Origin of the sequence: Bradyrhizobium sp. WSM1253, assembly GCF_000244935.1 — a bacterium.
GTDB classification, from domain to species: domain Bacteria; phylum Pseudomonadota; class Alphaproteobacteria; order Rhizobiales; family Xanthobacteraceae; genus Bradyrhizobium; species Bradyrhizobium canariense.
The window spans coordinates 7,058,439-7,076,346 of the sequence record NZ_JH600073.1 but is presented as its reverse complement, the minus strand read 5'-3'; the positions used below and the strand labels follow the sequence as shown (position 1 = coordinate 7,076,346).

Here is a 17,908-nt window from a genome sequence, read left to right as displayed (position 1 = left end):
GTAATTCAATACGATGTGACCGATGTGTCCTCGTTTGTGTCCCTGTCCCTCGTCCTTACAAAAGCTGTGCGTTCCCAGCCCTGACATGCGCGCGTTGATTGACACCTTTGAGCCACTCGCGTCTCAGTAGGTTTTTCGAGGGATTTTCGCGCCATGCAGCTGAAATGGTTTCACGTCCGTGACTTCCAAAGTGTCCGCGATTCCGGCCGGATTCCTGTTTCTGAGATCACATGTCTGGTTGGCAAAAATGAAGCTGGTAAGAGCGCTCTGTTGAAGGCGCTATATAGGCTCAATCCCGTCGTACCGGCCGACGGAAATTTTGACGTCACAAATGATTACCCTCGGATGGACGTCGAGGATTATCGGCACGCGGTGGAATCCGGGAAACGGGGAACAGCCGTACCAATCACGGCCTGCTATGCGCTGGATGCCGACGAGATTGCAGCCATTGCTGACATGTTCGGTGAGGCGTGCGTCACGAAACCGGAGATCACCTTCGAAAAAAGCTACGATAACAAACGGACCTACTCGCTCAGTGCCGATACCTCTAATGGCCTTGAGCATCTCATCAGTAAGGCCGATCTTTCGGAGCAAGCTGGGGCAGCTCTCACCGACGCGCCGCGTACTGCAGACGGGCTCAGCGCCATCTTGCAGGCACAGGAGCAAACGGCGGAGGTCACTAGGCTCTTAGCGGTGCTTGCCGAGGTGAAGAAAAGCGGTATCAGCGGCTATATTTACACTCATATCCTCCTGTCTCGCAGACCGAAGTACCTCTACTTCGACGAATATTATCAAATGACGGGTCACGAAAATATCGAAGCCCTTGTCGCGCGCGAAGCTGCTAACCCAAGCCAGCTGAAGCCGTCCGACCACCCACTGCTGGGCTTGATTAGACTTGCGCGTCTTAAGCTTCCGGAGTTGATCAATCCTGCAAGCACCATCGAGTTGAAAAATAGACTTGAAGGTGCAAGCAATCATCTAACCCGACAGGTGCTGAAATACTGGTCGCAAAATAAACACTTGCGAATGACGTTTGACGTTAGCGGCGCTGAGGGCACGCGAGTTCTGGAGGATGTCTTTGCGGCGAGCGCTGATAGCCTTTTCCCGCTCCAAGGCGCTCTCGGATACGAGTTGCATCAAACGTTATTCGTGGGACCGTACTCGCTAGTGGTCGAGGGCGCAGCTGATTTGCTCTTTCTGCAAGCGATGTCGGCCATTCTGCAGGAAGATAAGAGGACCGGTCTCGATCCACGCTGGACCATCACCCCCGTCGGTGGGGCCGCTAAGGTGCCAACGTTCGTGGCGCTTCTGGGCGCTCAAAAGCGCATGGTCATCGCTACACTGATCGATAGCCAATCGGCGGATCAGCAAAAGATTGAAGGGCTGTACCGTGAAAAACTCTTAAGGAAGGCCAATGTCCTGACCTTCGCCCATTTCACTAAGACGTCAGAGGCCGATATCGAGGATATGTTTGGCCCAGAGTTTTACGTGGGCCTAGTCAATGCCGAATTTTCCGCACAGCTCAGCGGTGAGATTGATGCGAAGGCGTTAAAGTCAAAGGAGCCGCGCATCTTGCAGCGGCTGGAGAGATATTTCGTCGAGCATCCTCTGAAAGACGGCACGTTCAGTCATTATCGCCCGGCTCGATACTTCAATGAGAACTCTAGGAAGCTCTCGTCGACGTTGCCCAAGGGCGCGAAAGATCGGTTTGAGGCGGCATTCAAGACATTGAACGCTTTGATACCTAGCTAACCGGAGCGTGGCGGCAGTTGCTGCACTTCCTGCGTGCAACTTTTTTCCCCTAAAAGTGCGTGAATGCGAAAAGCGTAAATCGAGTGAGCCTCTACCCAACCACACCGAATCTGCCCGGCTCCTGCACGAGCCCTAGACTTTAGGCTTTTTCAAGCGGAGAGATAAGCTACGCATGCCCCTCAAAAAGCAGTGGATCATAGTTTTCGAAGCAGACCCGCTTGGGCCGCTGGCCGGAGAGTTTCATCCAAGTAGCCGCACCTATGATACGGAGGATGAGGCAAGAACTGCATGGAAGCGCAGAGACCAAAGGGGCGAGGCAGTGGACATCATCGAGATTGAATTTGACCCAAGCCGATCGCGACTACCGTGACTGAGAAGGGACGCAAATGTTGCTGACCTACTATAATCAGAACGGAGCAGCCGTCGCCTATCTGGATGGTGAACACCCACGTCTACGCCTCTGATGGGCGTCCTCTCGCTAACTACTAATTGGGGCTAGGAACGCATGTCCACAAAAAGGCAAGTCTTAGGTCGCTTCGGCGAGCTAACCGTTGCCAAGCATTGCCAATGTCCCAAATGCAAAAGAAGCCAGACCTTGAAGCGGCTTCCTAACAACTTCAAATGCGCTGACCTCATTTGCAATTTTTGCGGTTATCTGGCGCAAGTGAAGGCGACCAGCGTGCGCAGCACCGACACCGTACCAAGGTCGGTCCTGGGAGCGGCGTGGGGGCCGCAAAGAGATCGAATGGCCGCCGCGATCTACTTTCCGCTTTTTCTGGTACTTGTTGCTGGGAAACAGTACTCCATTTTCTACCTCTCGGCAGACTTGCAAGCCCCAAGAATGTTCAAACCGCGCAAACCGCTTTCTCTGACTGCGAGACGTGCTGGGTGGCGCGGGTTCATCTATGATTTGACCAGCGTTCAACAGAGCTTCGTGAGACTAAAGTAGTTTTGGCAACACGGAAGCCGCGACCGACATAGCTGATGCATCCGGGACATCAGTTATCACCGCGCGGTAGTACCGCGATAGCTCGGCGGAGCTTGATTTCGATGCACCGAGCGCAGATCAACTCGCCCTCCCCGGCCGGGGGCGCAAGAACCGTCAGCTCTTCAGGTGCGAACTCTTCTTCGCAGTGATCGCAGCGGGGGATTTCGAGCATCCGCGCATTTGCTCACGCAGTTGTGGCGGAATTCAGCAGCTCTTCACCCCACCGCTCGCAAGAGCTTGATTCAATAGCCACGGCCGAGCTTGCACGAAGTTCGTTCCCAATCTGGAACGTCGCTGAAGAAATCCCGGCCGTTGCAGATTTACAACCCGCAAAGCCATTCGAGATACTAAGCTCGTCCATTGAGACGACCAAAATATATTTCATTCCTAGTTCAATATGATCAGTTGGGGGCGAAAGATGTTTGATGTCTATCGCAATGACAAACGCTTCTTGCTCGTTCTAAGTACAGGCTCTGCTGTACCGGTGCTTTACTCTGCACATAAGTGGCGCAAGAGCAGAAAAAGAGTTCTCAAGGTCAGCGACGAAATCAAGTCAGCCGTTCAGGCACAAGGGTATTACGTCCGCAGACTGCGGGTCACTAGGAGCGGATGATCGAGATCGAGTAGGTCGCAGGCCGCCGCCCCTGACGCGCCCAGCCATGGCCGCGCGAGCACCAGCGTGATCATCAGGAAAACGCAACCCCGATCCGTCGCTCCGAGCGCCACACCGCTCGACAGGAAAGCTGCGACTGCGCACTCGGAATGACCAGCGTGAACTCGTGCGGAATGCCAGATGCGCTTGGCACGTCCAGATGGGCGCCCGCATCGGAGAAGTTTCGGACGACGCAACTGAAGGCGCCTCCGGGAAACTCGATGATTGCCGACTTAAATACACGTTGACGGCGTGCGGTTCGCTTTTCCATGGGGACGGGTTTAAGCCAGCTTTTCTTACAGATCGATAAAGCTGTCGCGGAAAGTCGGGGCACAATTCGCGGGCAAAATAGAGAAATCGTTTACTTGATGCTGGCCTAGCGAGCCCACTCCAATGACCGGATGTCTTCGCGCAACCTACTCGGTTCACTGGCGCCGCCTCGTCACGGAGCAAGTCACCAAGGTGCCAAAGTATACTCAAGTATACAGTTGTTCCGATCCCATTTGTGAAGGCGCGACTCAGCGTACTGTAGGTCAAGATGGTGGGACGGTATTGACAGGTTAGGGGCGGCCCGGAGCGATGGCGCAGTCACGGTTACCGTTGGTGCGAAGGTGGACGCCGGAGGAGCATCAGCAACTGCTGGCGATGGCGGCGGCTGGGCGCCGACCCGCTGAGATCGCGCGCGCGCTCGGCAGGACAGAACCGGCCGTGCGAGGCCGGGCCAACCTGCACAACATTCCGCTGCGACTGGTGACGCAAAAGCGAAAGTGAAGCGAGGGACCCATGATCAAGGGCATGGCCATAGCTGCTCTTGTACTGGCGGCGGCCAGTCTCGCAGACCAGCAATTATCCTACGGGCGCTATACTGACGCGGCGCTCGCGCTTCTGCGGGAAATTGAGCGTTCATTCCGCCGATAGGCACGAGGCCGGTCGCGCCGCGCGTGGCGGGCGCCAAGGACCGAAGAGAGCGCCAGTCTGAGGCGGGTTCAATCTTTGCGGGCGAAGGTCGCTACCTTCCGATCCCCGTCCCACAGCTCCACGTCGTGACCGTCAACCAACTGCTTGGCCTTCTCTTTGGCGGTCTCGACGCCTTCGCAAACCAGATCAACTCGCATCTGGATACGTCCGCCCTGATCAAGGACATAAGCTTGGTAACGGTGCATCGCTTGCATTTGTGTTCGCAAAGAGGGGCCGCCAGTTCAGGCGGCCTTACTGCCTTTGGATGATATCGGACGGCATAGTCGGCTCAGCGGGAGGTGATGGTTGGGTCCGCGCCACCTTGTCGAACAGCTCAAGAGCCAGGACGTGCATGGCTCGCGCCTTCTCCGGATCAGGCTCGGCAAGTGCAAGCCGGGAGGCGATCTCTGCTTGCTTCAGATAGTAATCGGCGGACGGCACACCCAACCCCTCCAGAACGATCTTCAACGCGCTGGGGCTAACTGGCGTTCCGGGAGACGGTGCAAAAGTATACATAGCCGCAGCGGGTCGGTTGGGGCGGGCTCATGGTCTATCAACCAAATCGATCTGCTCGGCGGGCGTCAGGCGGGCCATGCTCAGGCAGCTCCCCGGAGAGGCAGCGCCAATTGGATACCGAACGTGCGGGTCGCGTTTGCCTCGATGAAGGCCTGCAAGGCCGGCGTGATCTCGGTGCGGCCCATGACGCGCTGAGCAAAGCTCATCTGCGATCTCGCTGGTCGCATCGCGAGACCAGCCCTCGATCGCGTTGAAGGCGACGATGCGGACCGGATAGGCATACTGGCCAGACAGCAGGTCGCGGATGATGGTCTCGACGTCGGTGTCCTGCTCGTCGGTCTCGCGCCAGGAGCAGCCAGCGCGGGCGCCGAAGTCCTCAAGCACCAGGTAAATGGTCCGGTCCAGCCGATCCGGCGGCACGATCGACGGCGCATGACGCATGACGCAACTCCTACTCAAGAGGAGCAATCACGCTGCCAACCGATCGTTCCGTTGGGACCTGTGTGCGGCAGAGGATGCCCGCGCAATCGAACGTTTCCCCGCTGGGGCCGTTTGCTTGCCTGCTTCCATGTGAATTTGGCGGTAGTTGTCCGGTATATCGCCCAGCGCCGCAGTGCAGTTATCGTGATTTTGCCGGGGCTGGCATTTCATCCCGAACAAGATTTCAACCGGCAAGGGGTCGCTGAAAGGCGACCCCTTCTAATTTCCAGCAAGCGGCACAGCCATTGAGCAGATTGGTGCGAGGCCTCCGCACATCGTGGCGCGGGTAACGGCAAATGAAAAGGCCGTCAACTGAGGCGGCCTTGTTTCTCTCGGAGACGATCCCAGTCATTCGTCTTCTCCGGCGTGGAGATAAAGTCCTCCACTCGCTTCAGCCCAGCGGCTTTAAAGAGACCGAGAGTGATGACGACCATCATCAACACGGTTCCAGCAAGCACCGCCAGCGTCAACATGGGATGTCTCCACGTTCGCCCGCATTTTAAACTCAGGCGGTCAGATCACGGTTCCCGAACACGGGAGGGAACTCTTGCCGACTACCAAGTTTTCCCGATGCCCTTCCCCAAGGGCGACACACCCGAGATTGGCCTTCCCATTGGCGACGGAGCGCGGTTAGTCTGCATGTCTTTCATTACAGTTACTCTGTTTCTCAGCATGGAACCCTCTAGCCAAAGTACGAAAGCGAACAGTGCTGATTGCCGATTTGTCCTAGGCTCACGGAGCTTGAGCCTTCTCCAAGGTCCAAGCACCTCCAGCGGCCCCGGCCCACAATCCCCAAAAGCCCCCACGGCCGGGGCCGTCTTGTTATCGACATCCCATGACGGCGACCGCCAGGCCGGCCCCATTGAAATTCGGCCGAACGTCCGCCCCGCGCAAGCCGCAAGCCGAGCAGACGAAGCGCGGCTCGATGTCGGACAGCCGCACCTCATCGGGCTAGGCGTCGGCGCTGACCGCGACGTGACGGCCGCAACGGAAAATCTGGCCCTTGGCTGCCCTATATCTTCATCTTTCGCTTCTCTTGCTTGGACTCGCGTTAGAACCAACTTGCCGAATTTTCCCGAACGTGATTACGAGTTCTTAGTTGCTTCTCAGTACCGTGCGATGCAACGGTTCAGTTGCCCATGCGTCAAGACAAAGAACAAGAAAGCCGACGGGTCACGTTTGAGCACCGCTTGCCAGCGCAAATGATGGCGATCGATGGCACCTGGCGTCGTTCGTGTAGCCTCAAAGATGTGTCTGAAGTCGGTGCTACCCTTCAAGTTGAAGCGACGATTGAGGGGCTAGCGTTGAAGGAATTCTTTCTTCTGCTCTCCTCGACGGGACTTGCCTATCGCCGGTGTCAGCTTGACCGAGTGAATGGCGAGGAATTGGAGGTCAGCTTCCTTCGCCAAAAGTCTAAGGCGACGAAATCCCCAGCTTAATCCGACAGAGATCGCGCCTGCCAAACATCTCGCCATTGCCAAATTTTCCCGGTCCATGGAACCTTTTACGTCTGTGCACTTTGTAACATCCAGCGAAAGTATGAGTACTGGGGGAAGCCTTGACGGAAATGCCATCCATCCTTGTCATCGAGGATGACGACGCGATCCAGAGCCTTGTTGAGGATGCGCTGAACGAGGGCGGCTTCGAGACCGCTGTCGCAAGTACCGGCGAGGAAGCCGTGACCCTCCTTAAAGGGGGCGTCGCTACATACCGTGGCCTCGTGACTGACATCAATCTGCTGGGAAGGTTCAACGGCTGGGAGGTTGCGCGCGCGGCACGTGAGGTCGATCCGAGCTTCCCCGTCGTCTATATGTCCGGGGTGGCCGCTGACGAATGGCGGGTACAGGGCGTTCCAAACAGCATAATGCTTCAGAAACCGTTCGCGCCCGTGCAGCTTGTGACGGCAGTTTCCCACCTGCTCAACGGCTGCTTGAGTCCCAAAGCACCAGACGCACCCTCCGGCTAGCTTGGTGCTCAGATGGCGCGATTCTTCTTCGGCCTTTGCGGCACAGAAAACGTCAATGATCCCGGCGGCCTCGTCTTTGAGCATGAAATAGATGCCTTCCGTGCAGCTCAAAGACTTGCTGAAGAAGTAGCAAGTAGCCGACCCCATTTGAGAGAAAATACATGGGTGGTTGTGAGTCGGAACGATAGCGCCAGCGCTTATTATCTGAGCCTTTAACATCATCCCCGATTGCCGTTCCGTGACATGCCGTTACGAACCAGCGACGGCTTGCCGAGTACAACGCAGTCACTCCGGAAAGCCACTCGAAATCAGGACGGAAGGAAAAGGATGAACGGCCCTCTCGGGGAAGTATCCCGATGTTAGAACGTCGTGCCTCAAAGCGGCTTACAGTTAATCAACCCGCGCTGCTACGCTTTCGCGACATTCGTGGAGTTCATCCATGTGTTGTGAGAAATCTCAGCGAAGAAGGAGCCTGCCTTAGCTCTCCGGTCCGCATTTTCGCCGATGAGCTTGAGCTGTCGGTTGACGGGTTCAAGAGTACTCTGAGGTGCCAAGTTGTTTGGAGAGACGAGCATCTGTATGGCGTAAGATTCCAAGGCGGGAAACACACATGTGTCCCCTTGTGATGTGATGCGGCCTTGGCGCGGCCCCCGCAACGTGTGCTGGCCTGTGGCCTCCTCGAGGCCGGCTGGCGGCCTTTTAAATAATAAAAGGGACTTAACATTATTTAATGGATTTAAATTCCGTTTGGTTTAATGTCCGCTCGCTACCAACCGGAGGTGAAGCATGCCAAGCCCCACAGAAGACGAGGACCGCCGCGAGTTCTTAAAGACCTGCGGTAGGTTTGCCGTCGTGACGCCTCCAGCGATGACGCTACTGCTATCAACATCGCTGACGTCTAACGCCATTGCGCGGTCTGGCGGGGGCAGCTCGCATGAGCATCACCACCACGACCACGACCACCACCACCACCATCATGACGATTAAGGCAGTGGCATTTCAATAGGCGGTGCCTTGGGCAACGCCGTAGGCGATCATGCCGGCCTTACGCCGTCGTCGGCATGGAGTGGGCGGCCCTGGGGCGCTCCTTTAGCCCCCCTGCGCTCCAGGGCGCTTTCCCTCACAGGCACATGACCGTAGCCGGGCGAACATCAGCGGCCCGCCGCGCTCACCGCAGCGCCACGGCGCGAGGACCCTTCGGCGTATTGCTGTGCCACTCGGCGGGTTTCTGAGGTGCGCTCGTCCAACTCCGCGAGGGTGACGACTTGCTCGGCGCGCCGCGCCAGCTCGTCATAGTTCTTCGCAACTTCACGAAGCGTCGCTTTGGTCTGCGAGAACTGGCAGTTATCGGCCTTGGTGCGAAATTCTTCGGCACGCATCCGCCAGTACTTCGGGGTGTGCATCCGTTCCGCGCCCATGGCCAATCCCCTGAATTGGACCCTTCCAGTTTCCCAATGCAGGTTAAGTCCGACTTGTTCCCGGATGCACGTTAAAACGGTACGGTTGCCGTCGCGGCGGACAGCTCGGCGGTTGCATCGCTGCAACTGCCGATACGCAAAATGACCGCCAGCGGCTACCTCACAACCCGGTAGACCTTCGCCGCCTTACGGCGCGGCCCGACTTCGGGCTTGGCTTCCCCGGCGTTGAGCGCGCGCATGATCCCAATCCGGTCGAACATCACCGGCCCGCCGCGCTCAACTGGCCGCGCTCATTCGATTACCTCGTCGGCCCGAGAAATCAGCGTTGGTGGAAGACTGAGGTCGAGTGCCTTGGCGGTTTTCAGGTTGATGACCAGCGCAATCTTCGTCGGTTGCTCCACCGGAAGTTCACCCGGCGCAGCGCCATTCAGAATCCGTCTCACGTAAGATGACGCCCGGATAAATAGATCCCGCTCGGTCGTCCCATATGTCAAAAGCCCGCCCAAAACGGCGAACTGCGAATAATTGGAAAAGGTGGGAATCCGATGTTTGATGGCCAGCGCTGCAATGCGGTCAGTCAGATCAACATTGCCTGAATCGGTTATGAATTGCAGCGTGTCCGGACGCTGCTCCGCGAGCGCCGAGAACACGGCATCCAGTTCGCTGGGCAATTTCAACGCGAATGGCAGCACTGTCATCCCCTTCGCGCCCGCAGCTACACTGAGTTTGGCAACGAAAAGTGGATTTGTGGGATTGGCCGGATTGAACAGGGCGGCGATAACGGCCGCCTTCGGAACGACTTCACGTTGGAATTCAAGCGTCTTCGGTGTCAGGTCTTCATGCAACGTCGCCATGCCTGTCGTATACCCGCCCGGCCGCGCGAGACTCGCAACAAGGCCGGTTCCTACCGGGTCATTGATCGTGAGCATCACGACAGGTACCGGCGGATTAACATTCTGTGCTGCGCGGGTGGAGGCGATTGTGTTTACCAAGAGCATGCGCGCACCGGCTTGAACTAACTTACGCGCCATATCCGGAAACAGCTCATAGTCGCCCGCCGCAAATTGCACGTCGAGGACGTAGTCTCGCCCATCTACTAAACCATTCTCGCGCAGACCTTGCTTAAGATTCTCGACCTGAGCCGTGCTATTTGCCGATCCCGCCGCGCCGCTGGCCAGAAATCCAATGCGTACACGAGCCTTTTGGGCGAGTGCTCGTACTGGCCAATTTGCTGTCGCGCCCCCAAGAAGAGCGATGAACTCGCGTCGCTGCATGTCCGCCCCCCAAACGTTCAGAAGACGGCAGTGTAGCTGTTAAAGCTCGATAGTTGGAAGACGCCTCGGGGCCCGGAGGCCAAATCATGGGCAGCTCGCCGATGTCGCTTGTGGGTCAAAACCTGCCCTGATGGCGCGGCCGGAGAATGTCTCCCAGTCCCCCGGAAGCAGTCGTGGCTTGAGTTTGGCAGTCCGGTTCACCTCGCCTCTAGAAGAGCGCGAACTAGAGGCAGCGGAATAAGCAAGGCCCGTTTCCGAAGGCTGTGAGGCCCTTGCTGGCGCTGATCTTGGACTCCTCGCAACCGCAATGAAGGTCATCGATGCCACTTTTTCGGTTTTTGATCTCACCTTATGCGGGCCTCCCCGTGCGCTCGGTGCGTCCTTGCCTAATGGACAAACGATGCCCCCGCCACCAAGCCGCCCGAATCACGTCCCGTTACTAAGCATTGACTCGCGCGCAGCGTGGATAGCCCAACGGACAGGGCGGACTATTATGGCCGATGCGAACTGGGACGACTTGGATAGGTTTGAACAAAGGCTGCTGATCAAGTTGTTCGGCGGCGGCTCAACGCGATACGATGATCCGGTGGTTGTTGAGGGTCTTCGACGCCGTGGCTTTGTAGACGATAACAACCAACTTTCCATGCCAGGGCTGCGTGTTTTCGCCGTTGCTGTGCGCGAACAGCAAGCAAAAGCCCGATCCCATTTGGCTGTCCGGACAAGCCACTGAGTCAGAGCCGCCGCAGCAACCGATGACGCCGCCGCCACCGTCGCCATCCATTCGTGCTTTTGCTGCCGTTCCTGACGACGTGCGAGGGACGCATCTAGTGTCGTTCCGTCGATTGCGCCGTCGTCGCACCGAACGCGCGGATGGCGACCTCCTGCGTTGCCCACATGCGCCACTCTTCGAGATCACCGGCATAGCGCAGCATCGATTTGCGAAATGCCGCATCATCAACGCTCATGCCTTTGACGAGCAGTAGGTAATTTCCATGCTTGACCAATGCCTCGTTCCGACGATCGATAAACAATTGCTGTGCCTCTTCGAACGTCATTTCGAGCCTCCGCGCTTAACTGCCAGTTTCCAAATTCTGTTTCCGCCTTCACCAGGCCGGACCCCCGTCGAGTCAAGGTCGGAATGCCAGACACTTCCCCCGTGCGTGATGAAGGTCCCCGGCGGATATGTCCGCGATGCATCCCAAATGCCCGAGTACCGAAGTGTCGGTCGCGACTCGAGTTCCTTGATCCGCTCTTTCAGCGGCGTGATTGCTGCCAGCACGAAATCGCCGATCACTGGTGCCAGCGATTTGACGAGGCCTTCGATCTCGGCTCGCCGCTGAGGCGACACTCTGGCTTCCACTGCGCGACGTTCTTCGGGAGTTGGACCGTTCATGGCATGCCCTTCGTGTCTGCCGGCTTGCCATGCCGCCTTTCGTAGGCGAGCTGCAACCGCGACTGTTCTCGAACCAGTATGCGCGCAGCCAAAACGTTATCGGGCTGGTCGCGATTCCACAGCAGTTGGCGGATGCGCTTTTCCAGCCGAGCAATAGGGATTAGATCGTCGATTTCGGGCGGAAGTCGAACCACAAGGCCCGCTGCTTTTTTTGCGGCGAACCGTCGCCCATATTCCAGCTCGCTCGCAGTCAACCGGACGACCATTTGTCCTGCCCTCAACATGGTTTGATCTCGACCTCTCAATAGCAGATCGCGATCTCAACCCTCGTTACGCCGTAACCCTGCGAGTTTCCGCAGCGCCAGTTTCAACGCTTTCGAGAGTTCTTTCCGATCCGCCTCGTTCCATTCCTGCAGCACGCCCTGGCTGCGAAGCCAGTCTACGTCGTTCCCGTCGAGATCGATCGCAACTCGCACAGCGCCGATCGCCTGGCGCGCGCGGTGTTCCCGCATGCGCTGGGCGGCGGCCGTCGGTGCAATGTGCGCCTTCGCCGTGGTTTTCACGGTAGACCTCCCGCGCTAAATGCCGTCAAAATGGCAACCCCCTTCTAGGAATTTGATCCCATCGCATACGCACCAGCCGGTGCGGTTCAGAACCACGGCGTCTTGGATTCCGACAAGCCCCCCAGCCTGAGACGCAGCCCCCAGCGACCCCCGACGCCGTCCCGATGACCGATGACCTGACCTGACCCGAAAAACGCCCTTTCTCTCTAAACCTACTTTCTCCCTGCCTTTTGCCTTCCCTCCCTTCATTTTCTCATTTCTCCAACCAAGAGGATTAAAACTGGTCACTACGGTCACTACTGCTCGAAAAACGAATGCAGCCAACAACTTGAGTCAGTGACCGCCTCGATGACACGTCGCGCCTCATCGGCACTTTCCCGGTCACTGGTCACTGACCCGGAACTTCATCAACATCACCATTCTGGTCATTCGTGACCCGATCCGCGTGATGTTCGCGCATCTCGGTCACGCTCTTGCGCGTGTCCCAGGACGCCGGCATCAGGCTGTTGACTTCGCGTTGCGGATCGGTGGCGTTACCGACCTTGCCCTCGAACAGCCGGCTCTCGAACGCTCGCTTGTGAAACTGGAGCCCGGCCCGATTGAGCGCGATGCCGCCGTAGTAGCGGCCAGTGGCGTCACGCATGTCGCCCCTGTCCGTGCAGACGCGCGCGTCGCCCATCGCCCTCAGCGCCTTGCCGATCGCCTCATTGGTCGGCAGGCGGCGATCCTCGCCCTTCAGCTCCATCCACCATGCCGAGTGCGCCAGACAGAAATCGGTGACCTTGATGCGGGCCATGGGATCGAACTCGACACAGTCCTCCAAGAAGCCGGCCACGAGGTTACTATCTTGGTGGATCGCCTTGGCGGTTTCGGCGATGCTCTCCGTGCTCGCGATCGAACCCCTCTCCAGCGCCCGCCGCAGGCCCGCCACGGCCCAACTGAGAACGCCCTGCAGCTCGGTGGCGATGATGAACTCGCCGGGCTTGTCGAAGCCGCGCCGGATCGCTTCGGCCGCCACGCCGACCGGCTTCGTCACGTCGAACTTGCGCGTGACCTCGATCACGATCATGCGGTCGACGATCGCGCGCGTCGCCTCCTTGAACTGCGGTTGAAAATTGGTCGCCCAGAAGATCGGTGCGCGGACGATTCGTTGCATCATGGGGCCGTTCTTGATGTTGATCTGCACGGGATCGCCGGTCACCACGGCCTTGACCGTTTGCGACATGTGCCACTGACCGGTGAACGCCTCGTGCAGCACCCACGGCGCGCGGCGCGTGAACGGCATCAGGCCATGCGTCCCGTCGACGGTGCCGATGCCCGCCGTGATCGGCTTGTTGCCGAACAGGCCGGCGACAAGGTCGAGCACGCCGCTCTTGGCGCGGTTCTCATTGCCCCAGAACACGCAGGCTTTGCGCAGGCCGCGCGCCTTCTTGTCGATCAACGCGGCGCCCAGCAGCTCTTGCACCACGCCGACGAGTGCGGCCTGCTCCTTGGGCTTCCGATCGCCGAACATGTCGGCGATCATGGTCTCCCACCACGGGCACTTGGCGGCGGGATCATACTCGACCTCGACGCGCCACGTGCAATAGTGATCCGGTCGCGCCTTCTCCAACGCGCCCGTACGCGGGTCGACGAGACCCGACCGCGTCGGAATCTTGCCGTGCTGGTCCCAGGGCAGTTCGCCCTCGCGCCACAGCTCGGGCCGACGCAAAATCCAGTTGCGGGTCTCATTGACCAGCTTGGTGCCGGTCTTGTAGCCGAGCTGCTCGAAATTGTGCTCGATCCGCACGTCGAGCCATTTGGTTCCGGTGCGCAGCTCCCAGACACCACCAGTGTAGAACCATGAGCCGTCATCGTTGTTGATCAGCTCTTCGCCTTCGCTCTCGAAATGGGCGATGACCGCCTTGCCGACTGCAATGTGCAGCTCGGCGCCCTTGGGCGGTGCGGGTGTGATCACGGGCATCTTGATCACGTTGCTGGCGCCGGCATCGGTGCCGGTTGCCTGCTGCTCGATCTCGATGTTGTTGCCGTTGTTCGTGACCGCCTTCAGTCCGACGCGTTCGCGCTCGACCTTCTTTTTCTCGGGCGGGTGCTTCTTGATCCAGTCGTCGCACATCTTGACGATGTTGCGTTCCTCGATGCGCCAGTTCCAACGCTTGCCGTAGTCGCCGGCCGCACGATGGGTATAGGCCAGGATGGTTGCGACAACCTCGTCCTTCGGCACACCCTGGTTCAGCAGCGCGGCGCTACACTGCAACTGAGTCTGATGGATCGAATTCTCGCCGCCGCCCATGAAGATCATGCCCTCCAGGCGTTGCTGCACGTCGATCGGCGGTTTCAAGTTGAAGCGCTTGCCGTATTCCTCGAAGAAGGCGAACTCATCGCCGGCCCCGGCCGGCAGCGCGTGCTCGCGCACCTTGCGCAGCATGATTGGCGATTGCTCGCTCAGCCATTCCTCCAGCTCTTCCAGATCGTAGCGACGATCCGGGTGCAGCTCGATGATCTCGACCGGCGTATTCTCGCCGTTCTTGGTATTGTGGGTGCCGGGCAGACGCATCACGCGCGCGACCTCGCAGACGGCCGGATCACCGGCAACCACGTCGGCGAGCTGACCATACAGCGCTTCGATGCGCGCCATGTTCTCCTGGGTATCGATCGACTCTTTGAAGAAATAGTACAGATGCACGCCATTGCCGGAGAAGATGATTGCGCTCGGTTGATACTTCAGCCGCGCGATCTGCTTCAGCACAAAGCCGCGCGCATCCTCATTGCCGAGCAGATCGACGCCCTTGAAATCGATGTCGCAATGCGCGGCGTTGGTCTCTTTGCAATTCTCTTTGTTGCGCTTCTGCGTGCCCTCCTTCTGGGTCGAGACGCAGACGAACATGCCGCGTCCAGGGATGTCCCATTCCTCCATGAAGCCCTGGACCTGCGCGAAGTTGCGGCCGATGACGTGGCGCTCGGCGCCCAGCTCGCGCTCATTGGTGAACGAGCAGACGTAGGCGTTGCCGGTGGTGTGGGCGAGAGGCGCCTTCAGGAAGTCGACCGTGCCGTTGGCCTTCAAGTCCGTGCCGCTGGCTTGCGCGCATGCGGGCGCGCTGGTATCCGTGAGGGACATCTGAGAAAATCCGGTGAGAAGAGGATGCAGAGGCGGCTGGCGGGCCGCCTTTTCTGCGACTAGGCGACGCGCTCGGCCAACTCCTGCACCGCGATCGTTCGCACGCGCCGTGCAATCGCGGCATTCACCCAATCATCAATCTCGGTGGCAACCCAGCCCACCCGGTTGGCACCGATCGGAACACGCTTCGGGAACTTGCCTTCGGCTTCGAGACGATCGATCTGCCGACGACCAAGCAGGACGCCGTGGTCGTGGAGATCGAAGAAGGGCAACAGTTTGGGTTTGCGCATGTCAGCTCCTGTTCTAGACGAGGCGCGCGTGCAATAGACAACGCGCGCGATGGAGCTAACTAAATAGACGGTTTTTGCTGCCTGTGGACAAGGGCGATTGCACATTCCGTTTGAAAACTCGCCGTGGTGGTTGAAAACTTCCGGGCAGCGCAGCGGCAACAGCACGTCACTGCATGTCGTTGAACGACCTGGCAGGACATCGCTGGACGTTGAGCCCACCAATTTGTTCTGCTTGATGCTTCCGGGTGAAGCGCAATCATCAACATGATGAGTCGTCGACGCCGAAGAGCCTCCAGGCGCAGGTAGCCGTTTCGTCTGATGGCGGCACGAGTCCTATAATACCGCCGGATCGCCCCGACGAGGCCGTTCTCCGCTATGTGCGAGAGCTTGCCAAACGCCTCGCACGCGAGGATCATGAGGCGGAGATCGCGGGCCGCCAAGACTCCGCGATCGCGGAGAGCCCATGACCCGCGCTGCGCTGTACGCCCGCTTTTCATCCGATCAGCAGAAAGATCGCTCGATCGCCGATCAGATTTCTCTCTGTCGCGATCTTTGTGCGCGCGAGGGCATGACGGTGATCTCGACCTTCGAGGACCGTGCGATTTCCGGGTCGGCCGCCGTCAATCGCCCTGGCTTTCAAGCGCTGATGCAAGCGGCCGAGAGCCGATTGTTTGATGTCATTGTGGCCGAGGACATGGATCGCATTTTCCGCGATCAGGCCGACTATCACAACGTTCGCAAGCGGCTCGACTTTCTCGGCATCACGCTGCACACCGCAACCGGCAAGATCGGTACAATCGACGGCGCGCTGCGCGCACTCATGAGCGAGCAGTTCATCGAGAACCTGCGAGTGCACACTCGGCGTGGCCTTGAAGGTGTTTTGCGCGACGGCCGGCACGCTGGCGGACGCGCCTATGGATACCGCGCCATCAAAGACAAGCCTGGCGAGTTAGAGATCGTCGAGGACGAGGCCGAGATCGTTCGCCAGATATTTTCCGACTACGTCGCCGGTAAGACGCCGCGCCAAATCGCACATGACCTCAACAATCGTAGTGTGCGCCCGCCTCGCGGCAGGCTATGGAACGGCTCGACCATCAACGGTAACGTCGCGCGCGGCGGCGGCATGATCTTGAACGATCTCTATGCCGGCCGCATCGTCTGGAACAAGGTCCGGATGGTGAAGGACCCGGCGACGGGTAAGCGCCTGTCGCGTCCCAATCCGAAGGAGCAATACAGGATCGTCGAGGCGCCGCATCTGCGTATCATCGACGACGCAACCTTCAAGGCCGCACAAGGCATCAAGGCCGAGCGCCGGCGCGATGCGACGCCGGCATCGGCACAAAGGGCACGGGCGCCGAAGCGGGTGTTTTCTGGATTGATCCGATGCGGCTCGTGCGGCGGCGGCATGTCTTCGATCGGAAGTGATCGCAAGGGCTTGCGGTTGCAGTGTTCAGCGCACCGGGAAAGCGGATCGTGCGACAACGGCAGACGCATCTATCTCAGCGACATCGAGGCGCTGGCGATCAAGGGATTGCGCCAGCACCTCGCGCACCCCGAGGTGATCGCCGAATTTGTCGATGCCTACAACGCCGAGCGCAAGCGCCTCAAGAAAGAAGCGAGCACCGAACGCGCCCGGCTCGAACGGCGGCTCGGCGAGATCGAGCGCGAGATGAGGCGGATCGTGGACTCCATCGTAGTCACGGGAATGCCGCCAGAACAATTCGTCGCCCGGATGCAGGAGCTTGAGGCCGAGAAGACGAAGGTCATGGCCGGGCTCGAAAGAGCCAAGGAAACCGACAACGTGATCGCCCTGCATCCCAAGGCGCTCGATCGCTACAAGGACGCCGTGGTGGAGTTGGCTGATGAGCTAAAGCGCGGCACGCCGACCGAGTTTGCGACCGTCCGCGAGCTGGTGACGGCTATCATCGTGCACGCCAGCCCGAGCCGGCCGGGCGGTGCCGGAACCAGAGCCAACGCCGAGGATGATCGGAATGTTCGGATCGACATCAAGGGGCGCCTCGCCGCGCTCTGCGGCAATCCGGCACTGTTTCCGAATATGGCTATGTCGGGGTGAGCGACCCGAGACATAGGTGACAGTTCGTACCGGACACATGGGTTACACTTTCCGCTTTTGTTCTGCGGGAGGTGTAGATGCCGTGGAAAGCGAGTTCGGTAATGGAAGAGCGCCTTCGCTTTGTCGCCCGGCTGTTGGACGGGGAAGCCATGACGGATGTGTGCCGGGAGTTCGGCATCTCCCGCAAGACCGGCTACAAGATTTTCGATCGTTACAAGGAACACGGGCTCGAGGCGCTGAACGACCGCTCCCGACGGCCGGTTCGCTACGCCAACCCATTGCCGGCCCACATCGAGACCCTGATTGTCCAGTTCAAGGCCGAGAAGCCGCATTGGGGTGCGCGCAAGATCCGCGAGTTGCTGGTGCGCCAGATCGATGGCTATGTTCGCGTGCCGGCCAAAAGCACCATTCATGCGGTGCTCGATCGCCACGGCCTGGTCAAACGCGGCGGCGGACCGCGCCACCGT

General features: G+C 59.0%; 23 protein-coding genes and 1 pseudogene. 11 read left to right on the top strand and 13 right to left on the bottom strand.

Annotated elements, in window-relative coordinates:
• Positions 1-153 precede the first annotated feature (153 nt).
• Complete coding sequence (locus BRA1253DRAFT_RS44765) at positions 154-1,752, top strand: AAA family ATPase (RefSeq protein ID WP_007601894.1); 1,599 nt, start codon at positions 154-156, stop codon at positions 1,750-1,752.
• A 505-nt stretch (positions 1,753-2,257) separates the two neighbouring features.
• Positions 2,258-2,701, top strand: coding sequence for a DpnI domain-containing protein (locus tag BRA1253DRAFT_RS34240; RefSeq protein WP_035994523.1), 444 nt, complete (start codon positions 2,258-2,260; stop codon positions 2,699-2,701).
• A 725-nt stretch (positions 2,702-3,426) separates the two neighbouring features.
• Here the strand turns inward: BRA1253DRAFT_RS34240 and BRA1253DRAFT_RS45700 are convergent.
• Entirely contained in the window at positions 3,427-3,663 is a 237-nt protein-coding gene (locus BRA1253DRAFT_RS45700) for a PilZ domain-containing protein (RefSeq protein ID WP_083870012.1), read from the bottom strand.
• Positions 3,664-3,971: 308 nt separating this feature from the next.
• Between BRA1253DRAFT_RS45700 and BRA1253DRAFT_RS44760 the strand changes: the two genes are divergently transcribed.
• Both BRA1253DRAFT_RS44760 and BRA1253DRAFT_RS45945 read left to right on the top strand, forming a co-directional pair.
• On the top strand, positions 3,972-4,163 hold the full coding sequence (locus BRA1253DRAFT_RS44760) for a Myb-like DNA-binding domain-containing protein (protein ID WP_083870011.1): 192 nt from the start codon (positions 3,972-3,974) through the stop codon (positions 4,161-4,163).
• 12 nt (positions 4,164-4,175) lie between these two features.
• A complete protein-coding gene (locus BRA1253DRAFT_RS45945; protein ID WP_007601891.1) occupies positions 4,176-4,310 on the top strand; it encodes a hypothetical protein in 135 nt (44 codons plus the stop codon).
• A gap of 68 nt (positions 4,311-4,378) precedes the next feature.
• Here the strand turns inward: BRA1253DRAFT_RS45945 and BRA1253DRAFT_RS34235 are convergent, their stop codons facing one another.
• The 4 genes and pseudogenes from BRA1253DRAFT_RS34235 to BRA1253DRAFT_RS44755 all read right to left on the bottom strand — a co-directional run bounded on the left by BRA1253DRAFT_RS34235 (position 4,379) and on the right by BRA1253DRAFT_RS44755 (position 5,818).
• Complete coding sequence (locus BRA1253DRAFT_RS34235) at positions 4,379-4,564, bottom strand: hypothetical protein (RefSeq protein WP_035994520.1); 186 nt, start codon at positions 4,562-4,564, stop codon at positions 4,379-4,381.
• Positions 4,565-4,601: 37 nt separating this feature from the next.
• Complete coding sequence (locus BRA1253DRAFT_RS34230) at positions 4,602-4,817, bottom strand: hypothetical protein (RefSeq protein ID WP_035994517.1); 216 nt, start codon at positions 4,815-4,817, stop codon at positions 4,602-4,604.
• Positions 4,818-4,945: 128 nt separating this feature from the next.
• Positions 4,946-5,306 (bottom strand): annotated as a pseudogene (locus tag BRA1253DRAFT_RS34225) (hypothetical protein).
• 347 nt (positions 5,307-5,653) lie between these two features.
• A complete protein-coding gene (locus BRA1253DRAFT_RS44755) occupies positions 5,654-5,818 on the bottom strand; it encodes a hypothetical protein (RefSeq protein ID WP_007601883.1) in 165 nt (54 codons plus the stop codon).
• 666 nt (positions 5,819-6,484) lie between these two features.
• On the opposite strand from BRA1253DRAFT_RS44755, the gene BRA1253DRAFT_RS34220 reads away from it, so the two are divergent.
• From BRA1253DRAFT_RS34220 to BRA1253DRAFT_RS46375, 4 genes are all read left to right on the top strand, one after another.
• Entirely contained in the window at positions 6,485-6,784 is a 300-nt protein-coding gene (locus tag BRA1253DRAFT_RS34220; RefSeq protein ID WP_035994514.1) for a hypothetical protein, read from the top strand.
• A 128-nt stretch (positions 6,785-6,912) separates the two neighbouring features.
• A complete protein-coding gene (locus BRA1253DRAFT_RS42360; protein ID WP_007601881.1) occupies positions 6,913-7,311 on the top strand; it encodes a response regulator transcription factor in 399 nt (132 codons plus the stop codon).
• A gap of 12 nt (positions 7,312-7,323) precedes the next feature.
• Entirely contained in the window at positions 7,324-7,527 is a 204-nt protein-coding gene (locus BRA1253DRAFT_RS44010; RefSeq protein WP_157158672.1) for a hypothetical protein, read from the top strand.
• 140 nt (positions 7,528-7,667) lie between these two features.
• Complete coding sequence (locus tag BRA1253DRAFT_RS46375; RefSeq protein WP_083870009.1) at positions 7,668-7,937, top strand: PilZ domain-containing protein; 270 nt, start codon at positions 7,668-7,670, stop codon at positions 7,935-7,937.
• 525 nt (positions 7,938-8,462) lie between these two features.
• Here BRA1253DRAFT_RS46375 and BRA1253DRAFT_RS34210 read toward each other — a convergent pair.
• Positions 8,463-8,729 (bottom strand): hypothetical protein, encoded by a 267-nt coding sequence (locus BRA1253DRAFT_RS34210; protein WP_007601879.1) that lies wholly within the window; start codon positions 8,727-8,729, stop codon positions 8,463-8,465.
• 290 nt (positions 8,730-9,019) lie between these two features.
• Positions 9,020-10,003 (bottom strand): ABC transporter substrate-binding protein, encoded by a 984-nt coding sequence (locus tag BRA1253DRAFT_RS34205; protein ID WP_007601877.1) that lies wholly within the window; start codon positions 10,001-10,003, stop codon positions 9,020-9,022.
• 493 nt (positions 10,004-10,496) lie between these two features.
• On the opposite strand from BRA1253DRAFT_RS34205, the gene BRA1253DRAFT_RS44890 reads away from it, so the two are divergent.
• Positions 10,497-10,733 (top strand): hypothetical protein, encoded by a 237-nt coding sequence (locus BRA1253DRAFT_RS44890; protein WP_210161958.1) that lies wholly within the window; start codon positions 10,497-10,499, stop codon positions 10,731-10,733.
• Positions 10,734-10,827: 94 nt separating this feature from the next.
• Here BRA1253DRAFT_RS44890 and BRA1253DRAFT_RS34200 read toward each other — a convergent pair whose 3' ends face one another.
• The 6 genes from BRA1253DRAFT_RS34200 to BRA1253DRAFT_RS45690 form a co-directional block, all read right to left on the bottom strand.
• Positions 10,828-11,058, bottom strand: a complete 231-nt coding sequence (locus BRA1253DRAFT_RS34200) for a hypothetical protein (RefSeq protein WP_007601875.1) — start codon at positions 11,056-11,058, stop codon at positions 10,828-10,830.
• Positions 11,055-11,396: a hypothetical protein gene (locus tag BRA1253DRAFT_RS42345; protein WP_083870006.1), complete on the bottom strand. Its 342-nt coding sequence runs from the start codon at positions 11,394-11,396 to the stop codon at positions 11,055-11,057. The genes BRA1253DRAFT_RS34200 and BRA1253DRAFT_RS42345 overlap by 4 nt, the downstream gene beginning before the upstream one ends.
• Positions 11,393-11,662, bottom strand: a complete 270-nt coding sequence (locus BRA1253DRAFT_RS34195; RefSeq protein ID WP_007601874.1) for a hypothetical protein — start codon at positions 11,660-11,662, stop codon at positions 11,393-11,395. The genes BRA1253DRAFT_RS42345 and BRA1253DRAFT_RS34195 overlap by 4 nt, the downstream gene beginning before the upstream one ends.
• Positions 11,663-11,716: 54 nt before the next feature.
• Positions 11,717-11,959, bottom strand: a complete 243-nt coding sequence (locus BRA1253DRAFT_RS34190; RefSeq protein WP_007601872.1) for a hypothetical protein — start codon at positions 11,957-11,959, stop codon at positions 11,717-11,719.
• 388 nt (positions 11,960-12,347) lie between these two features.
• The gene (locus BRA1253DRAFT_RS34185) at positions 12,348-15,077 is read right to left on the bottom strand and encodes a DNA primase family protein (RefSeq protein ID WP_007601870.1); all 2,730 of its coding nucleotides are present in this window, start codon (positions 15,075-15,077) and stop codon (positions 12,348-12,350) included.
• A gap of 59 nt (positions 15,078-15,136) precedes the next feature.
• Positions 15,137-15,532, bottom strand: a complete 396-nt coding sequence (locus tag BRA1253DRAFT_RS45690) for an AlpA family transcriptional regulator (RefSeq protein ID WP_245286033.1) — start codon at positions 15,530-15,532, stop codon at positions 15,137-15,139.
• 298 nt (positions 15,533-15,830) lie between these two features.
• On the opposite strand from BRA1253DRAFT_RS45690, the gene BRA1253DRAFT_RS34170 reads away from it, so the two are divergent.
• Positions 15,831-17,441: a recombinase family protein gene (locus BRA1253DRAFT_RS34170; RefSeq protein WP_007601867.1), complete on the top strand. Its 1,611-nt coding sequence runs from the start codon at positions 15,831-15,833 to the stop codon at positions 17,439-17,441.
• A gap of 77 nt (positions 17,442-17,518) precedes the next feature.
• Positions 17,519-17,908: helix-turn-helix domain-containing protein (locus tag BRA1253DRAFT_RS34165; protein ID WP_007601866.1), on the top strand; the 390-nt coding region annotated here is incomplete at its 3' end.

What these genes read in the sequence shown, in the direction of transcription:
- BRA1253DRAFT_RS44765 (WP_007601894.1), top strand. Translation starts at nt 154, where the DNA reads ATGCAGCTGAAATGGTTTCACGTCCGTGACTTCCAAAGTGTCCGCGAT.
- BRA1253DRAFT_RS34240 (WP_035994523.1), top strand. Translation starts at nt 2,258, where the DNA reads ATGTCCACAAAAAGGCAAGTCTTAGGTCGCTTCGGCGAGCTAACCGTT.
- BRA1253DRAFT_RS45700 (WP_083870012.1), bottom strand. Translation starts at nt 3,663, where the DNA reads ATGGAAAAGCGAACCGCACGCCGTCAACGTGTATTTAAGTCGGCAATC.
- BRA1253DRAFT_RS44760 (WP_083870011.1), top strand. Translation starts at nt 3,972, where the DNA reads ATGGCGCAGTCACGGTTACCGTTGGTGCGAAGGTGGACGCCGGAGGAG.
- BRA1253DRAFT_RS45945 (WP_007601891.1), top strand. Translation starts at nt 4,176, where the DNA reads ATGATCAAGGGCATGGCCATAGCTGCTCTTGTACTGGCGGCGGCCAGT.
- BRA1253DRAFT_RS34235 (WP_035994520.1), bottom strand. Translation starts at nt 4,564, where the DNA reads ATGCAAGCGATGCACCGTTACCAAGCTTATGTCCTTGATCAGGGCGGA.
- BRA1253DRAFT_RS44755 (WP_007601883.1), bottom strand. Translation starts at nt 5,818, where the DNA reads ATGTTGACGCTGGCGGTGCTTGCTGGAACCGTGTTGATGATGGTCGTC.
- BRA1253DRAFT_RS34220 (WP_035994514.1), top strand. Translation starts at nt 6,485, where the DNA reads ATGCGTCAAGACAAAGAACAAGAAAGCCGACGGGTCACGTTTGAGCAC.
- BRA1253DRAFT_RS42360 (WP_007601881.1), top strand. Translation starts at nt 6,913, where the DNA reads ATGCCATCCATCCTTGTCATCGAGGATGACGACGCGATCCAGAGCCTT.
- BRA1253DRAFT_RS44010 (WP_157158672.1), top strand. Translation starts at nt 7,324, where the DNA reads ATGGCGCGATTCTTCTTCGGCCTTTGCGGCACAGAAAACGTCAATGAT.
- BRA1253DRAFT_RS46375 (WP_083870009.1), top strand. Translation starts at nt 7,668, where the DNA reads ATGTTAGAACGTCGTGCCTCAAAGCGGCTTACAGTTAATCAACCCGCG.
- BRA1253DRAFT_RS34210 (WP_007601879.1), bottom strand. Translation starts at nt 8,729, where the DNA reads ATGGGCGCGGAACGGATGCACACCCCGAAGTACTGGCGGATGCGTGCC.
- BRA1253DRAFT_RS34205 (WP_007601877.1), bottom strand. Translation starts at nt 10,003, where the DNA reads ATGCAGCGACGCGAGTTCATCGCTCTTCTTGGGGGCGCGACAGCAAAT.
- BRA1253DRAFT_RS44890 (WP_210161958.1), top strand. Translation starts at nt 10,497, where the DNA reads ATGGCCGATGCGAACTGGGACGACTTGGATAGGTTTGAACAAAGGCTG.
- BRA1253DRAFT_RS34200 (WP_007601875.1), bottom strand. Translation starts at nt 11,058, where the DNA reads ATGACGTTCGAAGAGGCACAGCAATTGTTTATCGATCGTCGGAACGAG.
- BRA1253DRAFT_RS42345 (WP_083870006.1), bottom strand. Translation starts at nt 11,396, where the DNA reads ATGAACGGTCCAACTCCCGAAGAACGTCGCGCAGTGGAAGCCAGAGTG.
- BRA1253DRAFT_RS34195 (WP_007601874.1), bottom strand. Translation starts at nt 11,662, where the DNA reads ATGGTCGTCCGGTTGACTGCGAGCGAGCTGGAATATGGGCGACGGTTC.
- BRA1253DRAFT_RS34185 (WP_007601870.1), bottom strand. Translation starts at nt 15,077, where the DNA reads ATGTCCCTCACGGATACCAGCGCGCCCGCATGCGCGCAAGCCAGCGGC.
- BRA1253DRAFT_RS34170 (WP_007601867.1), top strand. Translation starts at nt 15,831, where the DNA reads ATGACCCGCGCTGCGCTGTACGCCCGCTTTTCATCCGATCAGCAGAAA.